The 20,687-nt window shown below is 65.1% G+C and carries 23 protein-coding genes and 1 pseudogene; 10 read left to right on the forward strand and 14 right to left on the reverse strand.

From position 1 onward, the window contains the following. Positions 1–8 precede the first annotated feature (8 nt). The 4 genes from JWS13_RS04435 to JWS13_RS04450 all read right to left on the reverse strand — a co-directional run bounded on the left by JWS13_RS04435 (position 9) and on the right by JWS13_RS04450 (position 2,567). The gene (locus tag JWS13_RS04435) at positions 9–386 is read right to left on the reverse strand and encodes a hypothetical protein (protein WP_241032080.1); all 378 of its coding nucleotides are present in this window, start codon (positions 384–386) and stop codon (positions 9–11) included. Positions 387–457: 71 nt separating this feature from the next. Beyond that, the gene (locus tag JWS13_RS04440) at positions 458–1,054 is read right to left on the reverse strand and encodes a helix-turn-helix transcriptional regulator (RefSeq protein WP_206004635.1); all 597 of its coding nucleotides are present in this window, start codon (positions 1,052–1,054) and stop codon (positions 458–460) included. A 51-nt stretch (positions 1,055–1,105) separates the two neighbouring features. Further along, a complete protein-coding gene (locus JWS13_RS04445; RefSeq protein ID WP_109335832.1) occupies positions 1,106–1,372 on the reverse strand; it encodes a hypothetical protein in 267 nt (88 codons plus the stop codon). A 220-nt stretch (positions 1,373–1,592) separates the two neighbouring features. Then, positions 1,593–2,567: a recombinase family protein gene (locus tag JWS13_RS04450; protein ID WP_206004636.1), complete on the reverse strand. Its 975-nt coding sequence runs from the start codon at positions 2,565–2,567 to the stop codon at positions 1,593–1,595. Positions 2,568–3,587: 1,020 nt separating this feature from the next. Between JWS13_RS04450 and JWS13_RS04455 the strand changes: the two genes are divergently transcribed. The 9 genes from JWS13_RS04455 (at position 3,588) to JWS13_RS04495 (ending at position 12,205) form a co-directional block, all read left to right on the forward strand. Continuing rightward, positions 3,588–3,983 (forward strand): hypothetical protein, encoded by a 396-nt coding sequence (locus JWS13_RS04455; protein WP_206004637.1) that lies wholly within the window; start codon positions 3,588–3,590, stop codon positions 3,981–3,983. Positions 3,984–3,987: 4 nt separating this feature from the next. Continuing rightward, positions 3,988–5,520: an Hsp70 family protein gene (locus JWS13_RS04460; RefSeq protein WP_206004638.1), complete on the forward strand. Its 1,533-nt coding sequence runs from the start codon at positions 3,988–3,990 to the stop codon at positions 5,518–5,520. Positions 5,521–5,566: 46 nt separating this feature from the next. Next, positions 5,567–6,676: a J domain-containing protein gene (locus JWS13_RS04465; RefSeq protein ID WP_206004639.1), complete on the forward strand. Its 1,110-nt coding sequence runs from the start codon at positions 5,567–5,569 to the stop codon at positions 6,674–6,676. Continuing rightward, positions 6,673–7,194, forward strand: a complete 522-nt coding sequence (locus JWS13_RS04470) for a nucleotide exchange factor GrpE (protein ID WP_206004640.1) — start codon at positions 6,673–6,675, stop codon at positions 7,192–7,194. Before JWS13_RS04465 ends, JWS13_RS04470 begins: the two co-directional genes overlap by 4 nt. Beyond that, a complete protein-coding gene (locus JWS13_RS04475) occupies positions 7,184–9,976 on the forward strand; it encodes an FtsK/SpoIIIE domain-containing protein (protein ID WP_206004641.1) in 2,793 nt (930 codons plus the stop codon). Before JWS13_RS04470 ends, JWS13_RS04475 begins: the two co-directional genes overlap by 11 nt. Next, a complete protein-coding gene (locus tag JWS13_RS04480) occupies positions 9,973–10,584 on the forward strand; it encodes a hypothetical protein (RefSeq protein ID WP_206004642.1) in 612 nt (203 codons plus the stop codon). The genes JWS13_RS04475 and JWS13_RS04480 overlap by 4 nt, the downstream gene beginning before the upstream one ends. A 13-nt stretch (positions 10,585–10,597) precedes the next feature. Further along, positions 10,598–10,858, forward strand: coding sequence for a hypothetical protein (locus JWS13_RS04485; RefSeq protein ID WP_206004643.1), 261 nt, complete (start codon positions 10,598–10,600; stop codon positions 10,856–10,858). A gap of 75 nt (positions 10,859–10,933) precedes the next feature. Further along, positions 10,934–11,752: a hypothetical protein gene (locus tag JWS13_RS04490; RefSeq protein ID WP_206004644.1), complete on the forward strand. Its 819-nt coding sequence runs from the start codon at positions 10,934–10,936 to the stop codon at positions 11,750–11,752. Positions 11,753–11,800: 48 nt separating this feature from the next. Next, on the forward strand, positions 11,801–12,205 hold the full coding sequence (locus JWS13_RS04495) for a hypothetical protein (protein WP_206004645.1): 405 nt from the start codon (positions 11,801–11,803) through the stop codon (positions 12,203–12,205). A 3-nt stretch (positions 12,206–12,208) separates the two neighbouring features. Here the strand turns inward: JWS13_RS04495 and JWS13_RS04500 are convergent, their stop codons facing one another. The 10 genes and pseudogenes from JWS13_RS04500 to JWS13_RS45410 form a co-directional block, all read right to left on the reverse strand. Then, on the reverse strand, positions 12,209–12,937 hold the full coding sequence (locus JWS13_RS04500; RefSeq protein WP_206004646.1) for a hypothetical protein: 729 nt from the start codon (positions 12,935–12,937) through the stop codon (positions 12,209–12,211). A 428-nt stretch (positions 12,938–13,365) separates the two neighbouring features. Further along, the gene (locus JWS13_RS04505) at positions 13,366–13,839 is read right to left on the reverse strand and encodes a hypothetical protein (RefSeq protein WP_206004647.1); all 474 of its coding nucleotides are present in this window, start codon (positions 13,837–13,839) and stop codon (positions 13,366–13,368) included. A gap of 250 nt (positions 13,840–14,089) precedes the next feature. Next, a complete protein-coding gene (locus JWS13_RS04510) occupies positions 14,090–15,142 on the reverse strand; it encodes a hypothetical protein (RefSeq protein WP_206004648.1) in 1,053 nt (350 codons plus the stop codon). Next, entirely contained in the window at positions 15,139–16,332 is a 1,194-nt protein-coding gene (locus JWS13_RS04515) for a sensor histidine kinase (protein ID WP_241032081.1), read from the reverse strand. The genes JWS13_RS04510 and JWS13_RS04515 overlap by 4 nt, the downstream gene beginning before the upstream one ends. A gap of 5 nt (positions 16,333–16,337) precedes the next feature. Further along, entirely contained in the window at positions 16,338–16,925 is a 588-nt protein-coding gene (locus tag JWS13_RS04520) for a helix-turn-helix transcriptional regulator (RefSeq protein ID WP_206004718.1), read from the reverse strand. A 374-nt stretch (positions 16,926–17,299) separates the two neighbouring features. Next, a complete protein-coding gene (locus tag JWS13_RS04525; RefSeq protein WP_206004649.1) occupies positions 17,300–17,770 on the reverse strand; it encodes a hypothetical protein in 471 nt (156 codons plus the stop codon). Between the two features lie 284 nt (positions 17,771–18,054). Next, entirely contained in the window at positions 18,055–18,414 is a 360-nt protein-coding gene (locus tag JWS13_RS04530; protein WP_206004650.1) for a hypothetical protein, read from the reverse strand. A gap of 232 nt (positions 18,415–18,646) precedes the next feature. Continuing rightward, positions 18,647–19,093 (reverse strand): hypothetical protein, encoded by a 447-nt coding sequence (locus tag JWS13_RS04535; RefSeq protein ID WP_206004651.1) that lies wholly within the window; start codon positions 19,091–19,093, stop codon positions 18,647–18,649. A 38-nt stretch (positions 19,094–19,131) separates the two neighbouring features. After that, positions 19,132–19,272, reverse strand: a complete 141-nt coding sequence (locus JWS13_RS45405) for a hypothetical protein (protein ID WP_241032088.1) — start codon at positions 19,270–19,272, stop codon at positions 19,132–19,134. Between the two features lie 18 nt (positions 19,273–19,290). After that, positions 19,291–19,395: pseudogene (locus JWS13_RS45410) on the reverse strand (LuxR family transcriptional regulator); the annotation flags it as partial. A gap of 543 nt (positions 19,396–19,938) precedes the next feature. Between JWS13_RS45410 and JWS13_RS04545 the strand changes: the two are divergent. Next, complete coding sequence (locus tag JWS13_RS04545) at positions 19,939–20,334, forward strand: hypothetical protein (protein WP_241032082.1); 396 nt, start codon at positions 19,939–19,941, stop codon at positions 20,332–20,334. Positions 20,335–20,687: the final 353 nt, after the last annotated feature.

Genomic DNA, 20,687 nt, shown 5'->3' on the forward strand with positions numbered 1-20,687 from the left:
CTGACGTGTCAGGTGGTCTCGGTTGAATCCTTGTCGTCGGAGTCATCGACAGTGATGTGGATATCGCCTGGTCGGAGCAATTTCAAGACGGGGCGGTCGAGGCCGAGCTTGGCACCGGACTGGGTGATGGATTCGCGGAGGTATGGATAGACGGACATCACTCCGACACGTTCGACGAACTCTGTGATGATCGCGTCGGAGACTTCGATCGGCTCCCGGAGGGTGAAGACCGCAGAGGCGTCGGCGAGGTACTCGCCCCCTGAGCCGGAGACGGTTGCCCGGCATCGAACTTCCAAGAGTAGTTCTTCGCGGCGCAGCGCAATCTGGATGGAGAGTGGAGTTTCTTCCACGTCGGGTTTGCGCCGAGCGCCCGTTTCGAAGAACACGATATCGGTGAGCTCTGTCAGCTCGAGGAGCTCGCGGGCGTCGGCGACACTGCGAGGAGACGATGTTTCTGTCATACGGCTAGTGCATAGCTCGACTGAAAGCTGTCCCCGGCCCAGTCGCGACTGATTCCGACAACAGAGGGGGCGAACCCGACCTTTGCTTCGAGATGGCCGCTGATCGTCGGCGTCCTTCTCGGGGCGCCGACGAGTGCGGCGTCGATGCGGGCATGGTCGTCCATCGAGGGGAACTCGATGTCGTCGATCTCGTAGTCCTGTCGGCGGAGCCAGGCGACAACATCTCCCCACAACCATGCACCGCCACCGACCAGGTTCACCGGCGCGGGAAAAGGATCCGATTGCATGCGGTCACCGCGCACCCAGTTTCCGACTGCTTGTCGCGACACGTCGGCTCGGTCGGCGATGTCCTGGCGGGTGACCAGGTCGGGGTACGACCGCACCACCGTGAGGCCGCACGACGACAGCACTTTCGCAGCGTCCAGCGCTGCGGTCACGGCGTCGTCCCCCTCGGCGGTTACGGTGGCGAGCGTCAAACCGCTGTGCGACTCCACCACGATGTCCAGGAGCTGCTCGACCGCCGCGATCCGGGTGTCACCGGGTCCGGAGACTTCTGGGGTCACGAAAATAAGCTCGAATTCGGTCGGGGGCATGACCCCAGCTTCCTCATCCCCGGTGCTGTTGTCAACTGGAAACAGAGGTTGTTATTTCATCAGCTCGTGCCGGTCAGGGCATCGTGATGCGGAGCGTTTTATCCGTTTGGCCGCGTTTCCGGGGTTCTTGGAGGTCCCGGGGAGCGTGATGAAGTTCGCCCGGCCGTCCGTGCATGGGCAGTAGATCGCGTACTTGTGCCCCTGTTCCCGCAGTCGCCAGCCCTTGTTCTTCACGAGGTCCTCCACCACGGCGTAGACCTCGTTGTCCAGCGACTTCCGGGCATCCTTGAGGCTGACTTCGTCCCACGACTCACCCATTCTCTGGCCTCGGGCATGTGGCGTGCCTGGACGTGCCCGTACCGGGATCGGTGTTGATCGGAACCCTCCAACGTCGTCGCGGCCGCGGCTCGGCCAGGAAACGGACTATCCAGACCTGGACTGCGCGAATAGTTTAGTGCTCCACACCGTCACAGAGCGTTTCTGTCGGGCCCGGCAGTAGTGACAGGTCGACCGGTGCGTGACGATTTCCCGTCGACGTTCAGATGTGGTTGGGGCACAACGGATCGGGTGTCATCACCCATCCGTGTCGTTTGAACCAGTCCCTGACCGGAACCGGGAGTTCGCCGGTCCCGGGCCCGGTGCCGGTGCCGGTTCCGGTGACCAGCGGACCGTCGCCGCACCGGGAGCAGCTAATCACCAGGACGTGGCTGTGCGGTTGGCAGCGGGCACAGTGTCGCGCCTCGCGGACGCGTCCGCGGTCGTCGAGGTGCAGCCAGACGGTGGCGAGGTCGGCGCGGTGCGGGACGAGGTCGCGGCGGGCGGACGGCTCGTATCCACAGGTTGGACAGGCCGACGATCCGGCCGCCGGTAAGGTCGCCGCCGGAGCCGTCGACGGTGACGGCTTTTCCTCGGCCAGGGCCGTTTCTGCGGTGAGCCTCTCCGGCGGACGGGACGGGAGGTGCCGGTAGAGGGTGGAGCGGGTCAGCCCGGTCTTGGCGGTGATCTCGGCGATGGTGGCCCCGCCGTCCCGCAACTGGATGGCGTAGGCGAGCTGGGCATCGGTGACCACGCTGGGCCGACCGACACGACGACCCTTCTCGGCGGCCACCGTGCGGGCGTGGGCGGCCCGCTCGACCGCATAGGTGCGTTCCATCTGCCCGAACAACGCCAGCAGCACCACCGCCAACTGGCCCATCGGGTCGTCCGGATTCGTCGAGTCGATCCGGACCGGGTCGGCCAGATTGCGAAATCCGATGCCGCGCTGGTGCAGGTCGTGGATCAGATTCAGGGTGTCGCGGACGGTGCGGCCGAGCCGGTCGAGGGTGTGCACCACGATCACATCGCCGCCGCGGGCGTACCCGAGCAGCGCCTGCAACCCGGGCCGTTCGGTGGTGGCCCCGGACTTCTTGTCCACGTAGATGTGCGCCTGCTCGATACCCGCCTTGGTGAGGGCGTCGATCTGCCGCGCGAGGTCCTGCTTGCTCGTCGACACCCGCGCGTATCCCAACTCCATTTCTGGGAGCGTACCGAAAGTCAGGTCTGTACGACTGTTGTGACACGAAATTGTGGAACTAACTTTTGAGACGCTTCGAGCTGGGTGTTTCTGGTATTCGGGTGCGGGTCTGGAGAGCGTCTCAATTCCAGGACGCCTGCTGGGGCTGTTCACCTTGGCAACAGCCCCAGCAGTCGAAAATACCCGTTGTGCGACCGAAACTCACTGACGCGAACCGAACACCCCGAACGCCAGGACGACAATCGTGATGACCCCGGGGCGCTCGTACTTCGGAGCTGGTCGTCGTCATCGCTTTCGGCAGAACCCTTGCAGCGTGCAGTGTTGTCTGAAGTTCGGTTCAAGAATTCATTTCGTTTCAGGACATTTCGGGACCTGCGAACAACGGTGATTGGAGTAGTTGTTCACACGGGCTTCCTTGCACCACGCGCATTGACAAGTGCATGCCATCGATCTCACCTCCTCTCGAACGAGATCGGTGCGGAATCTACCCCAGCGGTGACTTCGTGTTGCGTCAGCCAATCCTCAAGGGCAGGTTCACTGTAGATTAAGCGCCTCACCGGAGCATGTCTTTCGTTCGACGAGAGTTGACGCCACGCTATCGGCAGGGGTGGGAATGGGATGAGTGTTGAAATCGGAGCAGGCTGATCATCACACGAAGTGTGTACCGGCAGTTCAGATGTGATCCAGGCGTCAAATAGAACACGTTCCATGCTCATGTCATCGTTGATGTGAGAACCGGTGACTTGCCTGTAAATACCGCGGTTGACGGTCCTGAATCTGTAGATCTTTGTGACGATGGCGGATCACCTGCGCGGTGGGCCTATATCTGATCAAGATCAACAACGCAATAGGATTCTGTTGCATCGCCTTTGAGGACACGCTTCTGATCCAGACGGAAACCTCCACTCGTGTGGCGGTTTAGTTCGCACATCACTGTGGATCGCTTCCCGTTCGAGTTGCTGTCTCGAACGGTCGGCGTTGTTGGTTCGAAACAGACAGAAAAAGTGGAGGAGATGGCAGATGGAAGTTTTCGTGGTGATCGTTGTTGTGATTGTCGCGGCCCTGATCTTGCAGTTGTGGTTGAGCAGCCAGGCGAAACGGCAGGAAGAGGTGCATGTCAAGGCTAGGCCTCATGATGTATTGGAGGCTGTGCAGTCGCATTTCAAGTCGATGTGGTGGCGTCCGGTACATGGGCGTGGTGCCTTGAACTTTCAGTCCAAGGGGTTCGGGGTGGGATCGTGGGGGATGGATAACCCGGTGATCTCGATCGATATCTCCGAAATGGACAACGGCAATACCACCGTCGAGGCGTGGATGTCGTCATGGTCGTCGCGGATGGGCATCGTCGCCTCGTGTGACCGTGTCTATTTCAAGCGACGCAAATTGCTCAAGTCGCTCGAAGAGATGGGCGTCTGACGAGATGGTCGACGTAGTGGGGATCGACCTGGGCACCACCTATTCGGCGGTCGCGGTGATGCGACCGACCGGGATACCCGAGGTGCTGCTCAACAGCGAGGGTGAAGACATCATGCCGTCGGTGGTGATGTTCCAGGAGATCGATGGCAAGGATGAGCCACTGGTCGGGTCGATGGCCAAGCATGCCGCCGCGAGCGCTCCCCACGAGGTCGTCGAGTTCGTCAAGCGCAGCATGGGGGACGCGGCCTGGCGATTCGAGACCTCGGCCGGCGCGAGCCTGCGTGCGGAGGAAGTCTCGGCGGTCATCTTGCGTCGGTTGAAGGCCGACGCAGAACTAGCACTGGGAACACCGGTCACGGATGCGGTCATCACGGTGCCCGCGTACTTCGACGACGCTCGTCGCAGGGCAACCAAGGACGCCGGGGAGATCGCTGGACTGAACGTGTTGAGGGTCCTCAATGAACCGACCGCGGCGGCATTGTCGTTCGGATTGGACTCGTCTGCGGACGGAACCGTCCTCGTCTACGACCTCGGTGGCGGAACCTTCGACGTCACCGTGATGCGGATCGGGGCGGGCATGTTCGAGGTTCTTGCCACCGACGGGGATCGCAATCTGGGGGGATTCGACTTCGATAACCGGTTGATGGTCCACTTGGCCGAGCAGATTCAGGACCAGGGCGGACCTGATGTTCTCGAGGACGAGATGCAGACGGCGGCGTTGCGCGAGAAGGCCGAGATGGCCAAACGAAGTCTGACCACGGTGGCTTCGACCATGGTCGTAGTCAGTGACAGCGGGCGTTCGTATCGGGTGCAGATCGACCGGTCGAGCTTCGAAACGCTGACCTCCGATTTGCTGCGGCGGACCGCAGATCTGACCGAGTCGGTGCTCGAAGAAGCGGAGCTAGGTTGGGCGGCAATCGATCATGTGTTGCTGGTCGGCGGGTCGACGCGGATGCCAATGGTACGACAGTTGGTCGAGAAGCTGTCCGGGCGGACACCGGACAAGAGCGTTCACCCTGATCAGGCGGTAGCGCTGGGTGCGGCTATTCAGGCGGCGGTCGAAGCCTCGGTCCAGATGGGGCAGGAACTCGATGTTTACGACGGAAAACCCCTCGAGGTGCTGGATGTGACCTCACAAGCACTCGGCACGCTGTCCCTGGACGGCACCGGAGGTAAGACGGTCAACAACATCCTCATTCCGCGGAACACGAAGATCCCGGCCAAACACGCCGAAGACTTTTTCACCGCCTCTGAGCAACAGACCGCGGTGCGGGTCGAAGTGACACAAGGCGACGACATCGACCCCGAGTACGTCGTGGTCATCGGGGAGAAAGTGCTGCCCATCCCGCCGTACCCGAAGGGAGCGCCGATCCGGATCTCGTATGCCTACGACATCGATCAGACCGTGTTCGTCGAAGTGACGGACCTGACGACGAACACCTTGCTGGGGACCTTCGACATCGATCGGATCGCCAACATGAGCGACGACGACGTTGCCACCGCGAAGGACCGTATTTCGCGGCTGACGGTGTCCTGAGCACACCGCTGCGCTGGACCGGTTCGACTACGAGAAAGACCACCACATGGACCTGATCGACTATTACGAACTTCTCGACGTCCCCCGGACCGCCGAAGCGGAGAGCGTGAAGACAGCGATCCGCAATCAGCGCAAGGACTGGACCCGCAAACAGAATCATCCGAACCCGGACGTGCGCTCACGGGCAGAGAAACGTATCCACACCATCTCGGAAGCCGAAACGATCCTGCTCGACCCGGGGCGGCGCCGCGAGTACGACCAAAAGCTCGCGGCCCGGGTCGCCGAGCCATCGCACCCGCCCGCCGGCGGTGCGCCGGGACGAGACTGGGTGGCAGTCGCCCAGGGGTACCTCGACAGCGGCAACGCGGTGCAGGCCCATCTTGCCGGAACGGAGGCAACCAACCAGAATTCGGGCAATCCCGATGGTTGGTATGTGCGAGCCCAGGCATCGCTCGAACTGGAGAACCGGGCAAACGCCGAGTTCGAAATCAGTGAGGCCCTCCGGTTGTCGCCGAACAACCCCGAGTATCACTGTGTCCTCGGCGATATCTACCTCGACGCCGATCAATACGATCGGGCGCGGAGCTCCTACGAACGCGCCCAATCACTGGAGCCGTCCAACCCGTTTCACGCGGTGGGTATCGCCGATACTTACTATCGCGCGCACCGCCCCGATCTCGCGCTGCCGATCCTCGAGAAGACTGTCGAGGATCATCCGACGATCATGGGGATCAAGGACGCACTGGCCGCCGTCGTCATCAGTGCGGCAGCAAGCCAGTGGAGCCAACACGCCGATGATACGGCGACGATTACCAACGAAGCCCAGCTCGAGGTCGGGAAGAAGGCACTGCAACGCATTTCCCAGCTCGGTATCACCGACACCGAGACATTGGCCGACATCGAGACGTTCCGGAAGGTCGTCGTCGACGCCGAACAGGTCAAGTGGTTCAGCTCCGACAGTCTGGCGGGGTACGGCTTGACGGTACTCGTCGCCGCGATCACCTTGTTCGTCGCCAGTGGCCTCATCTCCTTCTTAGCCTTCGTCGTGCTGATAGGGATCGTTGCGCTGTACGTGTATCGGCACCGCATGCCCGACTGGAAGTGGCGGCAGCGGAAACTACCGGCCAATGTCACCCGCACGGGGGCCCAAGTATGAGCGGCGCGGCCACCGACGACCTCGCCGGTCTGCGTGCCGCCGTCGAGGGATTGAGCACCGAAGTCGCACAACTGCGGGACCTGTTTGTCCGCCGACTCATGGACGACAAGCTCCGAGCCGGATTGTTCGACACGCTGCAGGAGGAGCTGCGCAGCTCACGGGAAATTCTCACCGCCCGCGCCCAGGACGGGTTGGTCAAAGAGATGCTGCTGGTGGTCGATCGACTCCTCACTGCCGGCAACAGTCAGTACCAAGACCTGCAGGAACTGGCGCTGTCGGGGGCAGACGAAATTCTGGAGTCACTGTGGCGCAGGGGAATCGAACAGGTTCCCGCAGCGGGACCGCTCGACCCGAGGGTGCATGAGGTCGTCGCAACCATCGTGTCCGAGCGTGCGTCCGAAGTTGGCACCATTGCGGTAGTCAACCGTCACGGCTACCTGTGTGGGGAGCGTCTGCTCCGTCCAGCCCAGGTCACCGTTGTGATCGCCGCGGACACCGGGGAAATCGGTGACAACTGACGACTCCGTTGCCGACCTGGCCCGGCTCGGTGACGAACTACCACTTGCCCACCAGCGCGTGCTCGGTTCCCTCGAAGCGGCGACCCGCCGACACGAACAGGCCACCGCCGCGCGCGCCCAAGCTATGCGCGCCGACCAGCAGCGGGCGGTGGCACTTGCCCGAAACCGCTCAGCCCAGCAGGTAATCGAGTTCGGCGGATACGTCCGCGACAACACCGAAACCGCGACGAATTCAGCCGTCGACGATGTTCTCGCGACCGCCGAGTACGTGCAGCTGGGACACCTCGAGTTGCCCGGGCACGCTCTCGGTGTCAACGAAGACCTCGAACTGCCGTGGGTGGTTCCGTTGCTCGGCCGGTCCAATCTGGTGGTTTTCGGCGGTGACGATCAGGCGCGGAGCATCGTCCACCGGGTGGTACTCGCTGCTCTCACAGGGACGGCGCCCGGCCAGCTCGACGTGATAGGTCACGACCCGCATCTGCGGGGCTGGCTCGCCCCGTTCTCCGGCCTCAAGGACGCACTCGACGGGTCGCTGTACGTAGTGAGCAGCGCCGATGATCTCGACAAGACACTCGACCGGCTGATCGCGGACGTCCAACGGGTCACCGATACTATGCGCGGCAGCGAGCCCACTCTGCTCGACTACCGGCGCACGGTCGGGTACCCGGCCGAGCGTCTGCAACTGGTCGTACTCCTGGACTATCCGATCGGTGTGACCGACACGATGCACCGCAAGGTCACGACGCTCGCGCGTGTCGGTCCTGCCGCCGGGATCTGCCTCGTCGTTGTGAGCGGGAACGACACCAGAGGTGGCTCCGAGGGTGCACCGCAGCCGGATCGGGCGCGTGAACTACACGACTTCGGAGAGATCATCGACCAACGATCCGCCTTGCGGTGGTCCCGTTATCCGCACTGCAGCGCGCATCTGTCCGCCCCCACCGTGGACGAGGTCATCAAGGCGGTAGCCGATCTCACCGCACGCATGCGCACCGCCGGCGGCCCGCAGGTCGACTTCGTCGACGTCGAAGACCTCAATGACCGGTGGACCCGATCGAGCGCAGAAGGCATCACCTTTGCCCTCGGACGAGCGGGCCGCGACCTGGTCGAGGTGCGGTTCGGAGACGAGCGGGAACAGCGTCACAATGCACTCGTGACCGGCGCCGTCGGTCAAGGAAAATCCAATCTCCTCAAGGTAATCATTCACAGTCTCAGCCAGCGGTACTCGCCTGCCGAGGTGCAGATGTACCTGCTGGATTTCAAGGATGGAGTGTCGCTCTATCCGTACACCTCGACTCCACACTCACCGGACTTTTTGCCCCACGCCCGGGTGCTCGGCCTCGAGAGTGACCGCGACTTCGGGCTGGCGGTCCTGCAGGAGATCGACGCCGAACGGGTGCGGCGGGCCGCGGTCATCAAACCGTACGGCGACAACATCGCCCGGTACCGTCATCAGGTTCCCGCCGCGACGATGCCCCGGATCGTTCTGATGATCGACGAGTTCCAACGCCTGTTCGAACCGGGAGACGACGCCATCGCCGGACAGGCGGCGCAACTACTGGAGGGCCTCGCCCGCCTCGGTCGCGCGTACGGGATACATGTCCTACTGGCCTCTCAATCGATCTCCGGTATCTCGGCGCTGATGGCACGGGAGAGCGGGCTCTACGGTCAATTCCCCATCCGGATCGGGTTGAAGAATTCGCCGCAGGAATCCGTTGCGACGATGTCCGTCGGAAACGACGGCCCGGCCCGCCTGCGGCACCGCGGCGAGGCAGTGATCAACCTCGACTACGGCTCACTCGGGGCCAACCGAACGGTGACCATCGCCTCCGCACAGGACGACATCCTCGACTCGCTGCGTCACACCTGGTGGGAACTCGCCCGCGACACATGTCCCGCCCCGGCCGTGTTCGACGGGGCACGACTGCTGCGCCCAGCTGACGCGGTCCCGTCGATCCGCCGGCTGCGTGCCGCGCGTCTCACCGCGCAATCAGGTGCCCCGAGTGCTGTGATCGGGATGCCGATCTCGGTTTCGGCGGTCCCCGCCACGGTCACGTTCACCGCCGAACCGGGGCGAAACCTCGCCGTCCTCGGCGCCGGCGAGAAGCTCGATCAGCTCGGTGCCGCCCCCGGCGAAACCGCAGCGAATCATGCCATCGGCGTGTTGCAAACGGCCGCGTTGTCATTGGCACTGCAACATCCGGCAGGTGACGCCCGATTCGTCAGCATCGAACTGCTCGACGACTCCACAGCGAGCCGAAACAACATGGGACCCTGGCATCACCTCATGGCCCGAATCGGGTTTCCCGTCGACATCATCGACCGAAACGGGATCCTCAACTTCCTCCAGGAACAAGCCGACGCGATTGCCGAAGCGGACCCGGCAGGACCTGCCACTTACATCCTCGCGTTCGGGCTGGACCGGATCGGGCGCCTCGACACTCCCGACGCGTTCGCGAACACCCCGGCGGAGGTCCTGCGCGCCGTGCTCCGGGACGGGCCGACGAAGTCGGTGCATGTTCTCGGGTGGTGGGCCAATACCGCGACGTATCAGGCGCATCTAGGCTTCGCCGGCGACGGGATGGTGGATGTGATGGTGTTCCTGCGAGTGGACCAGTCCGCGGTGCACGACTTCCTGGGCCCGTTCGTCACCTGGACGGTCCGGGATAACCGGGCCCTGTGGACGGATCGGACCCAATTGCCCGAACCTACGGTCCTCGTTCCGTTCTCACCGGTCGGCGACCAGGATGCGCGCGTGATCACCACCGCAGAGTGGGGGCCGTGATGGGATCCGCCTCCAAGCCGGATGCCTACCGGCAGTATCTCGCCGCCATCGAGGCCATCCTCGATATCCCCAGCGGGCTTGACCGCGCACAGGCTGCCGCCGCCCAGGAGAGCCGGCGCGTGGCCGACGAGCAGGCGCGCGTCGCGCTCACCCACGGCCAGCGTGCCGAGCAGATTCGACGCGGCAGCATCGACAGTTACAGGGCCGCGGCGCAGACCTTGGCCGGCCTCGGGCTACGCCTGCCCGGGTCGGTGAGGCCCGCGCCGGGCATGGTCGGTGACGCAGACGAACTGCAACGGATGCAGAACGTGCAAGCCCGGCTCTGTGACCTGGTGGACAGGTGCGCACTCGAGGCTGAGAGCACGGCTCGCGTTCGGGCCCGCGCAGACCAGCAGCGAGCGGCGCAAGCGCAGGCCGCCGCCGCTGCCCTGCGTAAACGGCAAGAACTGGCTCGCCAGGACAGGGAGCGGCAAGCCGAATCGTTTCGCCTGGCGGACGAGGCCGAACACCTCGCTCGCCAGGCGCGGGCCAGACGCCGCACCCTCACCTCCCTCGCCGGTGCGGCGGTCATTCTCATTCTCCTCGTTGTCCTCGTTGTGTTGTTGTAAGGGAAGGAAAAACATGTCTCAATTGACTCAACTCAAGCAACGGGTCGCCGCCGTCGGTAACGACGCGAAGACCACTGCGCAGGGACTTGCCGGGTTCAAGTCGAAATTCTCCAACGCCGTCAATCAAGTCACCGCCACCCTCGGCGGAAGCTCACAGCATGTCGACCGGGACATGGTCCAGGCGCTCCAAGCCGCAGAGAAACAAGTGGACCAGGCGATTGTGGCGCTGCAGCAGGCGGCGCAGGTGGCCAACCGCTACTCCTCGTCGCTGTAGGCCACTCCCGCACCCAGCCTTCCGCCTCAACGGCATCAGGCTCCTAGAGTGCGCCAGCACGCGAAATGGAACAGCATGGTCAGTGAACTGGAAGGACTCTGCAGCACCCTCGAGGGTATCGAGGCAGAGATCCGGGAGATGGCCCTCATCGCCGCCCGGCAGGCCGACCAATTGGCCACGACCGCCATTGAAGTGGCTGCGGTCCGCGGCCAAGTCGGAGCGGGCACCCAACTCGGACCCGCCGTCCACGCGTTCGGAGCAGCTTCGCAGGCTTGTCGGCGTGCCGCGCAACTCCTGGATCAATCCCGCACACACGGGCGCGAGTTCCGCACCCGCATCATCGGTGAGCCGCAACGCGGTGGCCCGTCGGTCGCCACCGCCTCGCGTTCGGACGCGAACGCGGACGCATCGGCGGACGTTGACGACGTCACCGTGCACCGCCTCTTCACAGAATCGTCTTATCCGATTCAAGCGGATTCGGGGCGGTGCTTCCTCGCTGTAGGCGACCCCCTCCGGCCACTTACCGATACGATTCCGGCGGTCCGCGACGGGTCCTTTCTCGCCGTCATTCACGGGAACGGAAGCGAGGTCGGCATCGGTCCACAATCGCTGAACGCGATGCAACTGGCGAGCTTGATTCGCCGTGACCCCCACTACACTGCGGGTCAACCCGTGACGTTGTTCTCCTGTTCGACCGGGTCTACCGACGAGGGCGTCGCGCAGCAGTTGGCGCGGGCACTGGGTAGCCGAGTTACCGCGCCCACAGACAGCGTGTGGCTACCACCGAACAATCTCGGCAAGATCGTGATCAGCCCCGGAAATTCAGAGGGGCGCCCGATCGTCGACACGACAGGGAAGGGAATGGGTCGTTGGCGCACATTTCATCCCGCATAACAAGATCCGAAGGAGCAGAAACGAGATGTGCGACGTGCAGGAACTGTCATGGCCCCTTCGGTGACGGTCATCAGCTTCACCCCCAACCCCGGCCGCGCACCGCTCCCGGACGCCGCTGCGGTCGCCGACTATCTCCAGCAGGGCAGCATCATCGTCAGAGCCGTCGGCTTCGCCGAGGACTGTATCGATCCGACAGCCGGTGCCGTCGTCCCGATCGGCTGCGCCACCGACGGCGAGTACAGCTGGCCCCTCGCGATCGCGTACTATGTGCGCCGATACGGCATACCCTTCGACGGCCGACTCCTTGAGTCCATCCGGGAACGCAACTACCAATGCCCCTCGGTGCCGCCGGAATCGGTGCAACAGATCCGACACGAGACCTGGGCATCCCCCAGCGCCGATCCGCCTAGCGGGACACCGTTTTCGGAGCAGGACGACGACCCTTTCCTTTGATATTCATGTGTAGTGGTCGTCGAGCCCCCAGCAGATGCGGACGAAGTTCCTGACCGTCGACCATTCCGGATATTCCGGAGCGGCGCGCATCGACGACGAAAAGCGGGCGTAGTCCGGAGCCGGGATCCCGGCCACCTCCCACGCGGCACGTCGAATGCCTGTGATCGCGCTGCGTGGGATACCCAACGCACGCTGCGTTCTATTGGTCGTCCACACCTCCGCTGGAAGCGCCGAGGCGATCGCGAGGAACTGGGCCACGTCACCGGTCAGGCGCAATCCCTGTTCTTGACGTAACGCCAACGGAGTCGCAAGCTGAAAGCTTCCGCGGATCGCTCCGCCGCGCAGTTCGGCGACAAAGCCTGCAGTATCAGTCGCGAACGTCTCGTAGTCGATCTGAAACTGAATGCCCGCCTCCGCCTCCCGGAGAGCGCGCAGCGGATGGGAGCGATCCCAGCGCACGGAAGCTGCGGTGACCTGCGGCATCGACGCCACCAGATCCGAGATGCACGACACGCTCGCGTACCGGTCGGATCGTCCAGGTGCGAGGGGCCAGATGATCACGTAATCCCAGATCGCCGCGGCGAAGCGTTGCGCCATCGCCGGTGTCACGGCGATACATGCTTGGCCGTGCTCGATCAGGAGATTCTCCAGGCCGACCCCGAACACGGGATCCTCCGCGACGACCAAGACCATCGCCGCGTCCGGTGTGGTCCGGTTCGCGCGATCCGGCAACCACCGAGCACCTGGTGACCCCGTCGACGCCGGCACCCGATCGATGAGCGTGTCGACGACCCTTCGCAGTGCTTGAACTCCGTTCCCACGCAACCGAAGCGAGACGAGGTAACAGTAGAGATGTCGCTCGTCGATTTCCGTGCCCGCGGGGAAACCGTTTGCCGTGCACCACGACTGGATTTCCTCAAACGCATCGGGAGCGCTTGAACACCTGGCACCCCGCGATAACTCGCCGTCAGTCATCGGGCTTGCCCCGGGTATATTACTCATCACAGTGCCCTTCGCGACGGATTCGATGAGACGAGACGGACCCGTGACAGATAACGGAACAGCCCCGACGAGCAATGGACACGATCGGAGTCGAGGGGGAAAGTTCGGCCGACCCCACCGAGATTCCGACGCTCCCCGCCTGCTGCCGAGCAGTGAGGTCAGGAACTGCCGAACAGGTTTCCGAGATCCGCGCTTCCCATCCCCGGGTTGGGCGCGGCGAGGTCAGGTCCGATGCGAAAGTTGCGGATGTGGAAGGGCATGGGGTCGTCCGCGGATTGCACGCATCCGGTGAAGGCCCCGTAATCCCCGTTGGGGAGGTTGTTGAGGGTGACGGTGAAGGGGGTGTCCTCGAAACCAGGCCAGTTCTGTCCGTCGGGTACGTCGATCACCTGACTGGGAAGGGTGCCCGCGGGTGGGTACACGCCTTCGGCGGCGAATCCGGTGCCGGTGAAGTCCGGTTGCGCCGACGCGGCGGGGTCCCAGTCAGCGAGCGCCTCACGCAGGGCGGCCGCATCGATCGGGCCCCTTACCACAGTCGGGGTTTGGCAGTACATGTTCTCAGGGGCGGTCACGGTCACGGCTGCGGTGGTGCCAGTCACCGATGCGGTGAGGACCTCAGTGTTCTCGAGCACCGGCGAACTCCCCGGAACGGCCGACGCAACTGCCGGCGCCAGGAGCAGCCCAGCAACGGTCAGGCTGCCGCAAAAGACAATTCCGATCTTCAGGTGCATTCTCATCTGTCTCTCCTCGCTGGGCGGTGCCTGACATCTGTGTAAGCGCGGTGTTCTCGCCGGGAACAACGCCCGGTGGAACCGCAGCAGTCGCGGTTCGACGGTAGGCCAGGCTGGGGTCTGTGCCGAGACGGCAGAAATAGGGGCACGGTCATGGCGGGTCGGTCCGGTTCGGTCGGGTGAGCCGATGCCCGTCGTGTCCGAACTCGACGCGGGCGACGTCGTCGTGGTCGCTGCGGAGGATGGTGACCAGGGCGTGACGGTGTGGGGGTAGGACTCTGATGGTGAGGGTGCCGTGGGTTGTCGCGGCGAGGGTGTCGGCGACGGCGGTGTGGATGCGGTCTCGCACGTCGGTGGGGGTGGTGTTCATGCCGTGGTCGTCGAGCATGATGACGTCAACTCCGCGGGCGCGGGCAGCCCGTACGGCGGTGACCACACCGGGGGCGACGAGGGCAGGGGCGCGGAGGGTGTCTCGCAGGTGGGCCTCGAGGAGTCGGCACGCCAATCGGTCGTCGTCGGTGAGGTGTTCGGCGACGCTGATGCGTTCGAGCAGCGGCCGGGCGAGGTCGTCGAGGCGCCGCAGCTGGCGGTCGCGTTCGTCGAGGATTGCGGTGTCGGCAGCCTGGGCGGCGACCCGGATGGTGGTTTGTTCGCGCAGGTCGAAGATTCTTCGTGCGGCGGGCCGGATGGTCCATGCGAAGAACGTCGCCATCAGCAGCGGGGCGAGATTGATCGCGGATATGCCGATCCCGTAGCTTGCGCCCTGCCCGGTGCGGGCCGCCCACAGCACGCAACTCGACAGTGTTGCGGCCATGCCGGCCCAGGCGAGGAGTGTGCGGCCGCGCACACACATGTAGGTGTAGATCGCGGTGGACGCGGCCAGCGGCCACAACTGCAGCAGACCGTCGATGGGGACCGGGACGACGGCGAGAACCAGGGTGACCGCGATCGGACCGGACACCGTCAGGGCGGCGCTGGTCCAGGTCGGCAGCGGATCCCCGGGAACCAGGATGAGGGCGGCGGCGCCGACGCTGACGATCAGCCAGGCGGCGAGTTCGGCCAATAGGGCGCCGGGCCCGGGGCTGGTGGTCGTGCTGACCAGCAGGAAGGTCAGCACGTACGCCGCGACCACGGTTTTCGCGGCGGTGCTGCGTAGCCCGAGCAGCTCACGCACATCCCGGGTCTCGGCCCCGGTGGTGGTCATCGGGCCGCCCAGTCGAGGTGGACGGTGGTGCCCCGGCCGGGTCGGGTGTCGATCCGGGCCGACCCGCCGGGGGTTTGACGCATCCGGGCGAGGATGCTGACGGTGATGCCGAGTCGGTGCGCGGGCACCGCGGTGCGGTCGAAGCCGGCGCCGTCGTCGACCACCCGTACCTTCAGCCGGTCGGATTCGACAGCGACGGTGACTGTGCGGGCGGCGCCGGGTCCGGCATGGAGGCGGCTGTTGCGGATGGCTTCCCCCAGCGCCGCCCCCATCGCGCGTACCGTCTCGGCCGGGAGGCTCGCGGGTTCGCCGGTCTCACCACCGGTGGCGGTGAATTCGGCGCCGGCGTCGGCGGCCGCCGCGGCCGCACGGAGGTGCGCGAGTGCCTCGGCCGGAGTGAATGGGTGATCGGACGTGATTCCGGTTCGGAGCGCGTCGAGTTCCTGCAGGGTGGTGGTGGCCAGGGTGCGTACCAGCCGGAGGGGTTGTGCCCGCGAGGATGCCAGCAGCGTCGCCATCACCCCGTCGTGGACCAGGGCGTCGAAGCGTTCCCGTTCGACGGTGCGGGCGTGCTGGGCGGCCGCGGCCGAGGCCGCGGTGTGGGTGGCCTCGGTGGTGGCATCGAGGACCCGCCCGGTGCGCAGGGCCATCGCCGCCCCGCCGACGAACAGGGTGCAGAACATGATCGCGAACGCGATCTCCGGGAGCAGCATCGCCGCAGACGCGTCCTGCCGAGCGACGAGATTGATCATTTGCACGAGGACGCACCCGGTCACCAGATGCGCGAACGCGATCGTGGTGGGCCAGGCCACAATTCCCGCGAGACTCGCCAGCCCCGGGAAGGCGGCCAACCACACCCCGTCGTCGGCGGGCAGTTGCGGACCGCGCCATGCCAACGGCCAACTGCCGGCGGCGGCGAGGAAGGTCACTGCCGCGGCGGCGGCCGTCATCCGCATGACGGTGGCGTGCGGTCGCAGCGACACAATCCCGGGCAACAGACCGGTCCCGAAGACCGTGACCACCGCAAGCGGGGTCCACCACGGAGCCATCCGAGGCTGCATCAAAGTGATCGAGGGCAGCAGCAGTATCAGGTAGGCGAGGTAGCCTACGCTGGTGAACCGGGCAAACATCCGCAGAATACGGTCGGTATTGTCCCAGCCGACGGCGGAGGAGGCAGCCGTACGCATCATGCGTGTCAGCGGTTCGGGTGCTCGGGGACGGGCAGCCAACCGTCCTCGACGGCACGTTTGTACAGGTCCGTCTTGGTCGCTGCGGGCCGGCCGGCTTCAGCGTACTTGGCCCGGATGCGGGCGAGGTAGTCATTGACCGTGTGCGGGGTCAGCCCGGTCAACCGCGCCACCCGGGTGGCTTTCTCACCGGAGGCATACAGGGCCAGGACATCGCGTTGGCGGGGACTCAGCCCGACCTCCGACAGGCCCGGATCGCCGTCGATGGCCGCGGCCCATTCGGTGGTCACCACCTGCCGGCCGTCCGCGGCCGCGAGGATGGCGGCGACCACCGTGTCATTCGCCTCGGATTTGCGCACCACCCCCAGCACCCCCGCCCTCGCCGCCAGACGCAGCAGGTACGGATTCTCCGCGCCGGTGAACACCAACGTCTCGAGCCCCGCCGCCCGCAACTCCTCGACGTTCGCTTTCGGGGACGAACCATCGGCCAGCCGCAGATCCAAGATCACCAGATCGAGGGCCACATCCTGCGCGAGCAACTGCGCCACGGTCGGTGCCGAGGCGGCAATATGCAGTCGGAGATGGTCGGCAACCATCGCCTCCAGCCCCGCCACCACCGTTTCGTGATCCTCGACGACCCCGATTCGTCGCACCGCTCCGGCACTCAGGGACACCTCGGGATTGCTCACTTGCACCTCACAGTTGGATTCCGCACGGATCGTCAGAACATAACAGCCGGTTGCTCGGCAGTAACTGCCAGGTTTCGGCGCGCCGGTGGACCACCCACGGTCACCACCGAAATCGACACCACACGGAGAGGGCTCCGAGCGGTTACGAGGCAGCGCGCACTGTGGTGAACACCGCCTCGTGGCCTGTCCGCGGCACCAGCGCGTCCTCGTCCGCGACCGGTTGACTGCTGACGGCTGGCGCCGTCGGCAGTCAACCGGGGTGGTCGGCCGCCGATGCCGAGTCAGCCGTCGTTCTCCGGGTTTTCGAGCGGGGGGACTTGGCTGAGGTCGAGGCCGGGGAGCAGGATGCAAGCTTCTCCCGCAGTGTTGGTGTGCATGCCGTAGACGGCGGAGACGACTGGGCCGGCACCGGTTTCGGCGAGGGCGATCGGCAACGTGCCGATCCACGGGGTGCCGGCGGGGGCGTTGGCGAACGCCTGTGACCCGGCTACTCCGGTGGCCAGGTTCAGGTAGGCGACATGGGCGCCCTTGCCGTTCGGATCCCGGAGGAAGTAGAACACCTGCTCGCCGCCGAGGGTGGCATTGTCGGTGGCGACCTGGGACTCGGCGGCACCGATTCCTGCGGGGCACAGCATCGGGGTGGGTTGAATGTCGATCGGTGCGGCGACGCCCAGGCCGGTCGCGGCGAATCCGGCGGCGGCCCCAACTGTGACGACAACGACCGCACGGACAACGGATCTGGTCGTACTCATCGGCGCGTCTCCTCCATCAGGGTCTCCCCGACCCACGAAGGGACGTTACCGGTGGTACTGATGTTGCTGATGGTGGGTAATGGATCCGGTGTCATTTCGTGACCGAGCCAAGGCTTATCGCCGTCCCCCAGGTGGGCGTGCAATGAGGCCGCGGGGAGGTATCGCAACGGGTCCAGGACAACCCGCGCCGATAATCGCGTGCCACCCAGACCCAGGAGGCAGTCGATACGACTTCTCCGGCCGGTCGGGGCAATTCCGTGCAGCCGGGACGGGCGAGGTAGCGGCTACGGCACGACGAAGATGCCGTTCGCGCCGAAGTATTCGTTCCCGGCGGTCAGTGTCGCGGTCACCACGCCAGAGCCGGTGTGCACCACCGCGGGTCCGCTGCTGTAGATCGGTGCGACCCCCGATGCTCCGGTGCCGAGGTTGTGCCAGTGCACCCAGTACGCGCCCGCGCCGGTGAATGGCCGGGGAGCCGGGAAGGTGATGATGCCGGGCGTCTCGCCCGTGATCGCCACCGGGTAATCGACACACCCCGGGGTGCAGATCCCGAAGATGGTGGAGTACCACACCCGCGGAATCTGGAAGGGTGTGGTCGCCGGCGCCGCGGACGCTGCACCCGCAGCGATCGACAGGAGTGTCACCACCACACCATCTGGGTGCGAAGGTGAATCGACATCCGCCGCAATAACCGAATCGGACATCAGCTTGCACGCAGACTGGGCGTTCCCGCATCAGCGAAGACTGCGCTGCTGGTTGAAGCCCTGCATGACCACATCCTCGCGCCGCCGAATTCGACGAAGCATCCCCTATCGGAATCTGCGTTGCGCCTCGACGACACCCACCCGGGTGACCGCGCATTCGGCGCGGGCACTTCTACGGGACGATCCACGCACCTGCGCCGGGTAATACGGTGATCGGCGAGCCAGCTAACCCGCTCACCGTGACCGTCGCGACCAGCACACCGGGCCCGGTGACGGCGACCGCGCGGGGGTCGAATGGGCGTCCCACCCCGGTGGCGCCGGTGGCCCCGGTCGACAGGTTGCGCCAATGGACGAGGCAGAGACACCCGTACTCGGCGCCGACGAATCGGGTGCTTCCCGGGGAGTCGGGATCGGTTCTGGCCTTAACATGCTGCGCGACCAACGGGCCGCCAAGACCCGTCGGGCCGGTCGCGACACCGAAAACCGGAATGGGCAACACGGTGTCCGCCGGCGCGGCCGCGGCACTGGGTGCACCGACCAGCAGAGCGGCCGACAGCATCACCATGACGGTGCCGGCCGCCACGCGGAGTGAGGACGGAATGAACCGGCGGTGTGGCATGGGTGTCCTTCCCTGGGGACGACGCGGATTTCTACGGTTTATACGTCGTCGAGTTCGGCCAGCGTAAGGATGTGGTCCTGCAGTACTCGCACCAGCAGCGCGGCCTTGTTCGATGCTGGCCGCCCCGTCCGCGCGTACTTGTCCCGAACACGACTCAGATGGGTGTTAATGGTGCCCAATCCGATTCCTAGCTTCGTTGCGGCAGCGGTCTTGGATTCACTCCGCACCCATACCCGCAGAACCTCGACCTCGCGCCGGGTCAGGGACGGCCGGATGAGTGGGGGAGCCGGAGCCGATGACATATCCACTCATTCGTCTCCGATCACGTCGTCGTTACCAGGTGCACAGTGGCATCCGTCATCCATCTGGTCGCCTGACGGGACGGTGCCGCCAGCGCCGGGAAGGTCCGTCCTGTCGGGCCGGACGTGGTCGCCGTTGCGCCATTGTCGTGAACATCCCTGCCGCACACGCTGAGTGATCTACTGCTCGCTGCTGGTGCCGGCACGCGAACCGTACCCCGAATCCGGACGGGGTTGCGTGCCCCTACTTTTGCTGTCTCGGCAGCGACCACCGCCTGGTCTACGGTCGAACCGTCACTGATGGGCCGACCGGGCGTCGCGGGTTCGGACACCTCGCAGGCACCGATAGCCACGGAGGTCGGGAGGAAATCGTGGAGGAGAGCGGATCACCCAGTGGACGAGGCGATTGTCGTAACAACTGGATTCAGTTATGCGACGGCTTCTCCGCGGATAGTGTCCGAGTCGAAGTTTACGTACCCGAGGTGAGGCAGGACCATGACAGGTACAAGGCGCATTCGATGTCGATACCGCACTGCAATCGGCGCTGTGCTTGCCGCGCTCAACACCATGCTCCTGGCCGGTGCGCCCAGTGCTGCGGCCGCCCCGACGGACACCGTCCTGCCCATCCCGGTCGCCGGCATCGCGACCGGCCCGACCGGGCTCCTGCTGCCCCTGGTCGGACAGCACGTCACGGCCACCACCGATCCCGATCTGCCGGGCATCACCCGATTCGCCGGTACCGAACGCGCCTGCGCCTGCGCGATCCATTGGCGCAACCTGACGACCGGGGCCACCGGCACCGCGAATCTCTGGTTCGGGCCACCTACGAGCGGGGGAACGGCGGTGACCGGGTCCGGGATCCTGGTCGCCACCGTCACCACCAGTGGTGTCGGGTGGCCGATCACGGTCCTGCCCGGCGCCGGACTGTGGACCGTCCCCTGATCTCCGCTGCGCAGACAATCCGGTCCGGCCGTCAACGGCCAGTAAGGAGTGGTTCCGCAATCGTTCAGGCCGCATATCTCCCCGGCTCGCTGTTGCCCCTCGACGAAGGTCGCGCGCGTGCCGTGAAGCTTGCCGCCACGTCGGTGGCAAAGGCTCAAGAGGGGATTGTCCCCTGAAGAAATGCCACCAAGTTGAGACAGATTACGGTGGCCATGCTGCGAGATTAGTGACATATCCGCAGGTCGCAGCGTCTCGAAATGTCATCGGCCGTGAGGCCCTACAGCTCCATTCAGAGGACACCGCAGGTGGCCTCCACCGGACCGCAGGGGAGGTGCCACCCAAGCGGCGGCCGC

It is taken from the genome of Rhodococcus pseudokoreensis (assembly GCF_017068395.1).
Lineage (GTDB): Bacteria > Actinomycetota > Actinomycetes > Mycobacteriales > Mycobacteriaceae > Rhodococcus_F > Rhodococcus_F pseudokoreensis.

Bases quoted from the DNA above. Each gene is read 5' to 3' on its own strand.
- JWS13_RS04495 (WP_206004645.1), top strand. From the start codon at position 11,801: ATGGCCCCTTCGGTGACGGTCATCAGCTTCACCCCCAACCCCGGCCGC.
- JWS13_RS04455 (WP_206004637.1), top strand. From the start codon at position 3,588: ATGGAAGTTTTCGTGGTGATCGTTGTTGTGATTGTCGCGGCCCTGATC.
- JWS13_RS04525 (WP_206004649.1), bottom strand. From the start codon at position 17,770: ATGAGTACGACCAGATCCGTTGTCCGTGCGGTCGTTGTCGTCACAGTT.
- JWS13_RS04490 (WP_206004644.1), top strand. From the start codon at position 10,934: ATGGTCAGTGAACTGGAAGGACTCTGCAGCACCCTCGAGGGTATCGAG.
- JWS13_RS04510 (WP_206004648.1), bottom strand. From the start codon at position 15,142: ATGACCACCACCGGGGCCGAGACCCGGGATGTGCGTGAGCTGCTCGGG.
- JWS13_RS04520 (WP_206004718.1), bottom strand. From the start codon at position 16,925: ATGGTTGCCGACCATCTCCGACTGCATATTGCCGCCTCGGCACCGACC.
- JWS13_RS04465 (WP_206004639.1), top strand. From the start codon at position 5,567: ATGGACCTGATCGACTATTACGAACTTCTCGACGTCCCCCGGACCGCC.
- JWS13_RS04460 (WP_206004638.1), top strand. From the start codon at position 3,988: ATGGTCGACGTAGTGGGGATCGACCTGGGCACCACCTATTCGGCGGTC.
- JWS13_RS04470 (WP_206004640.1), top strand. From the start codon at position 6,673: ATGAGCGGCGCGGCCACCGACGACCTCGCCGGTCTGCGTGCCGCCGTC.
- JWS13_RS04535 (WP_206004651.1), bottom strand. From the start codon at position 19,093: ATGCCACACCGCCGGTTCATTCCGTCCTCACTCCGCGTGGCGGCCGGC.
- JWS13_RS04445 (WP_109335832.1), bottom strand. From the start codon at position 1,372: ATGGGTGAGTCGTGGGACGAAGTCAGCCTCAAGGATGCCCGGAAGTCG.
- JWS13_RS04450 (WP_206004636.1), bottom strand. From the start codon at position 2,567: ATGGAGTTGGGATACGCGCGGGTGTCGACGAGCAAGCAGGACCTCGCG.
- JWS13_RS04485 (WP_206004643.1), top strand. From the start codon at position 10,598: ATGTCTCAATTGACTCAACTCAAGCAACGGGTCGCCGCCGTCGGTAAC.
- JWS13_RS04440 (WP_206004635.1), bottom strand. From the start codon at position 1,054: ATGCCCCCGACCGAATTCGAGCTTATTTTCGTGACCCCAGAAGTCTCC.
- JWS13_RS04515 (WP_241032081.1), bottom strand. From the start codon at position 16,332: ATGATGCGTACGGCTGCCTCCTCCGCCGTCGGCTGGGACAATACCGAC.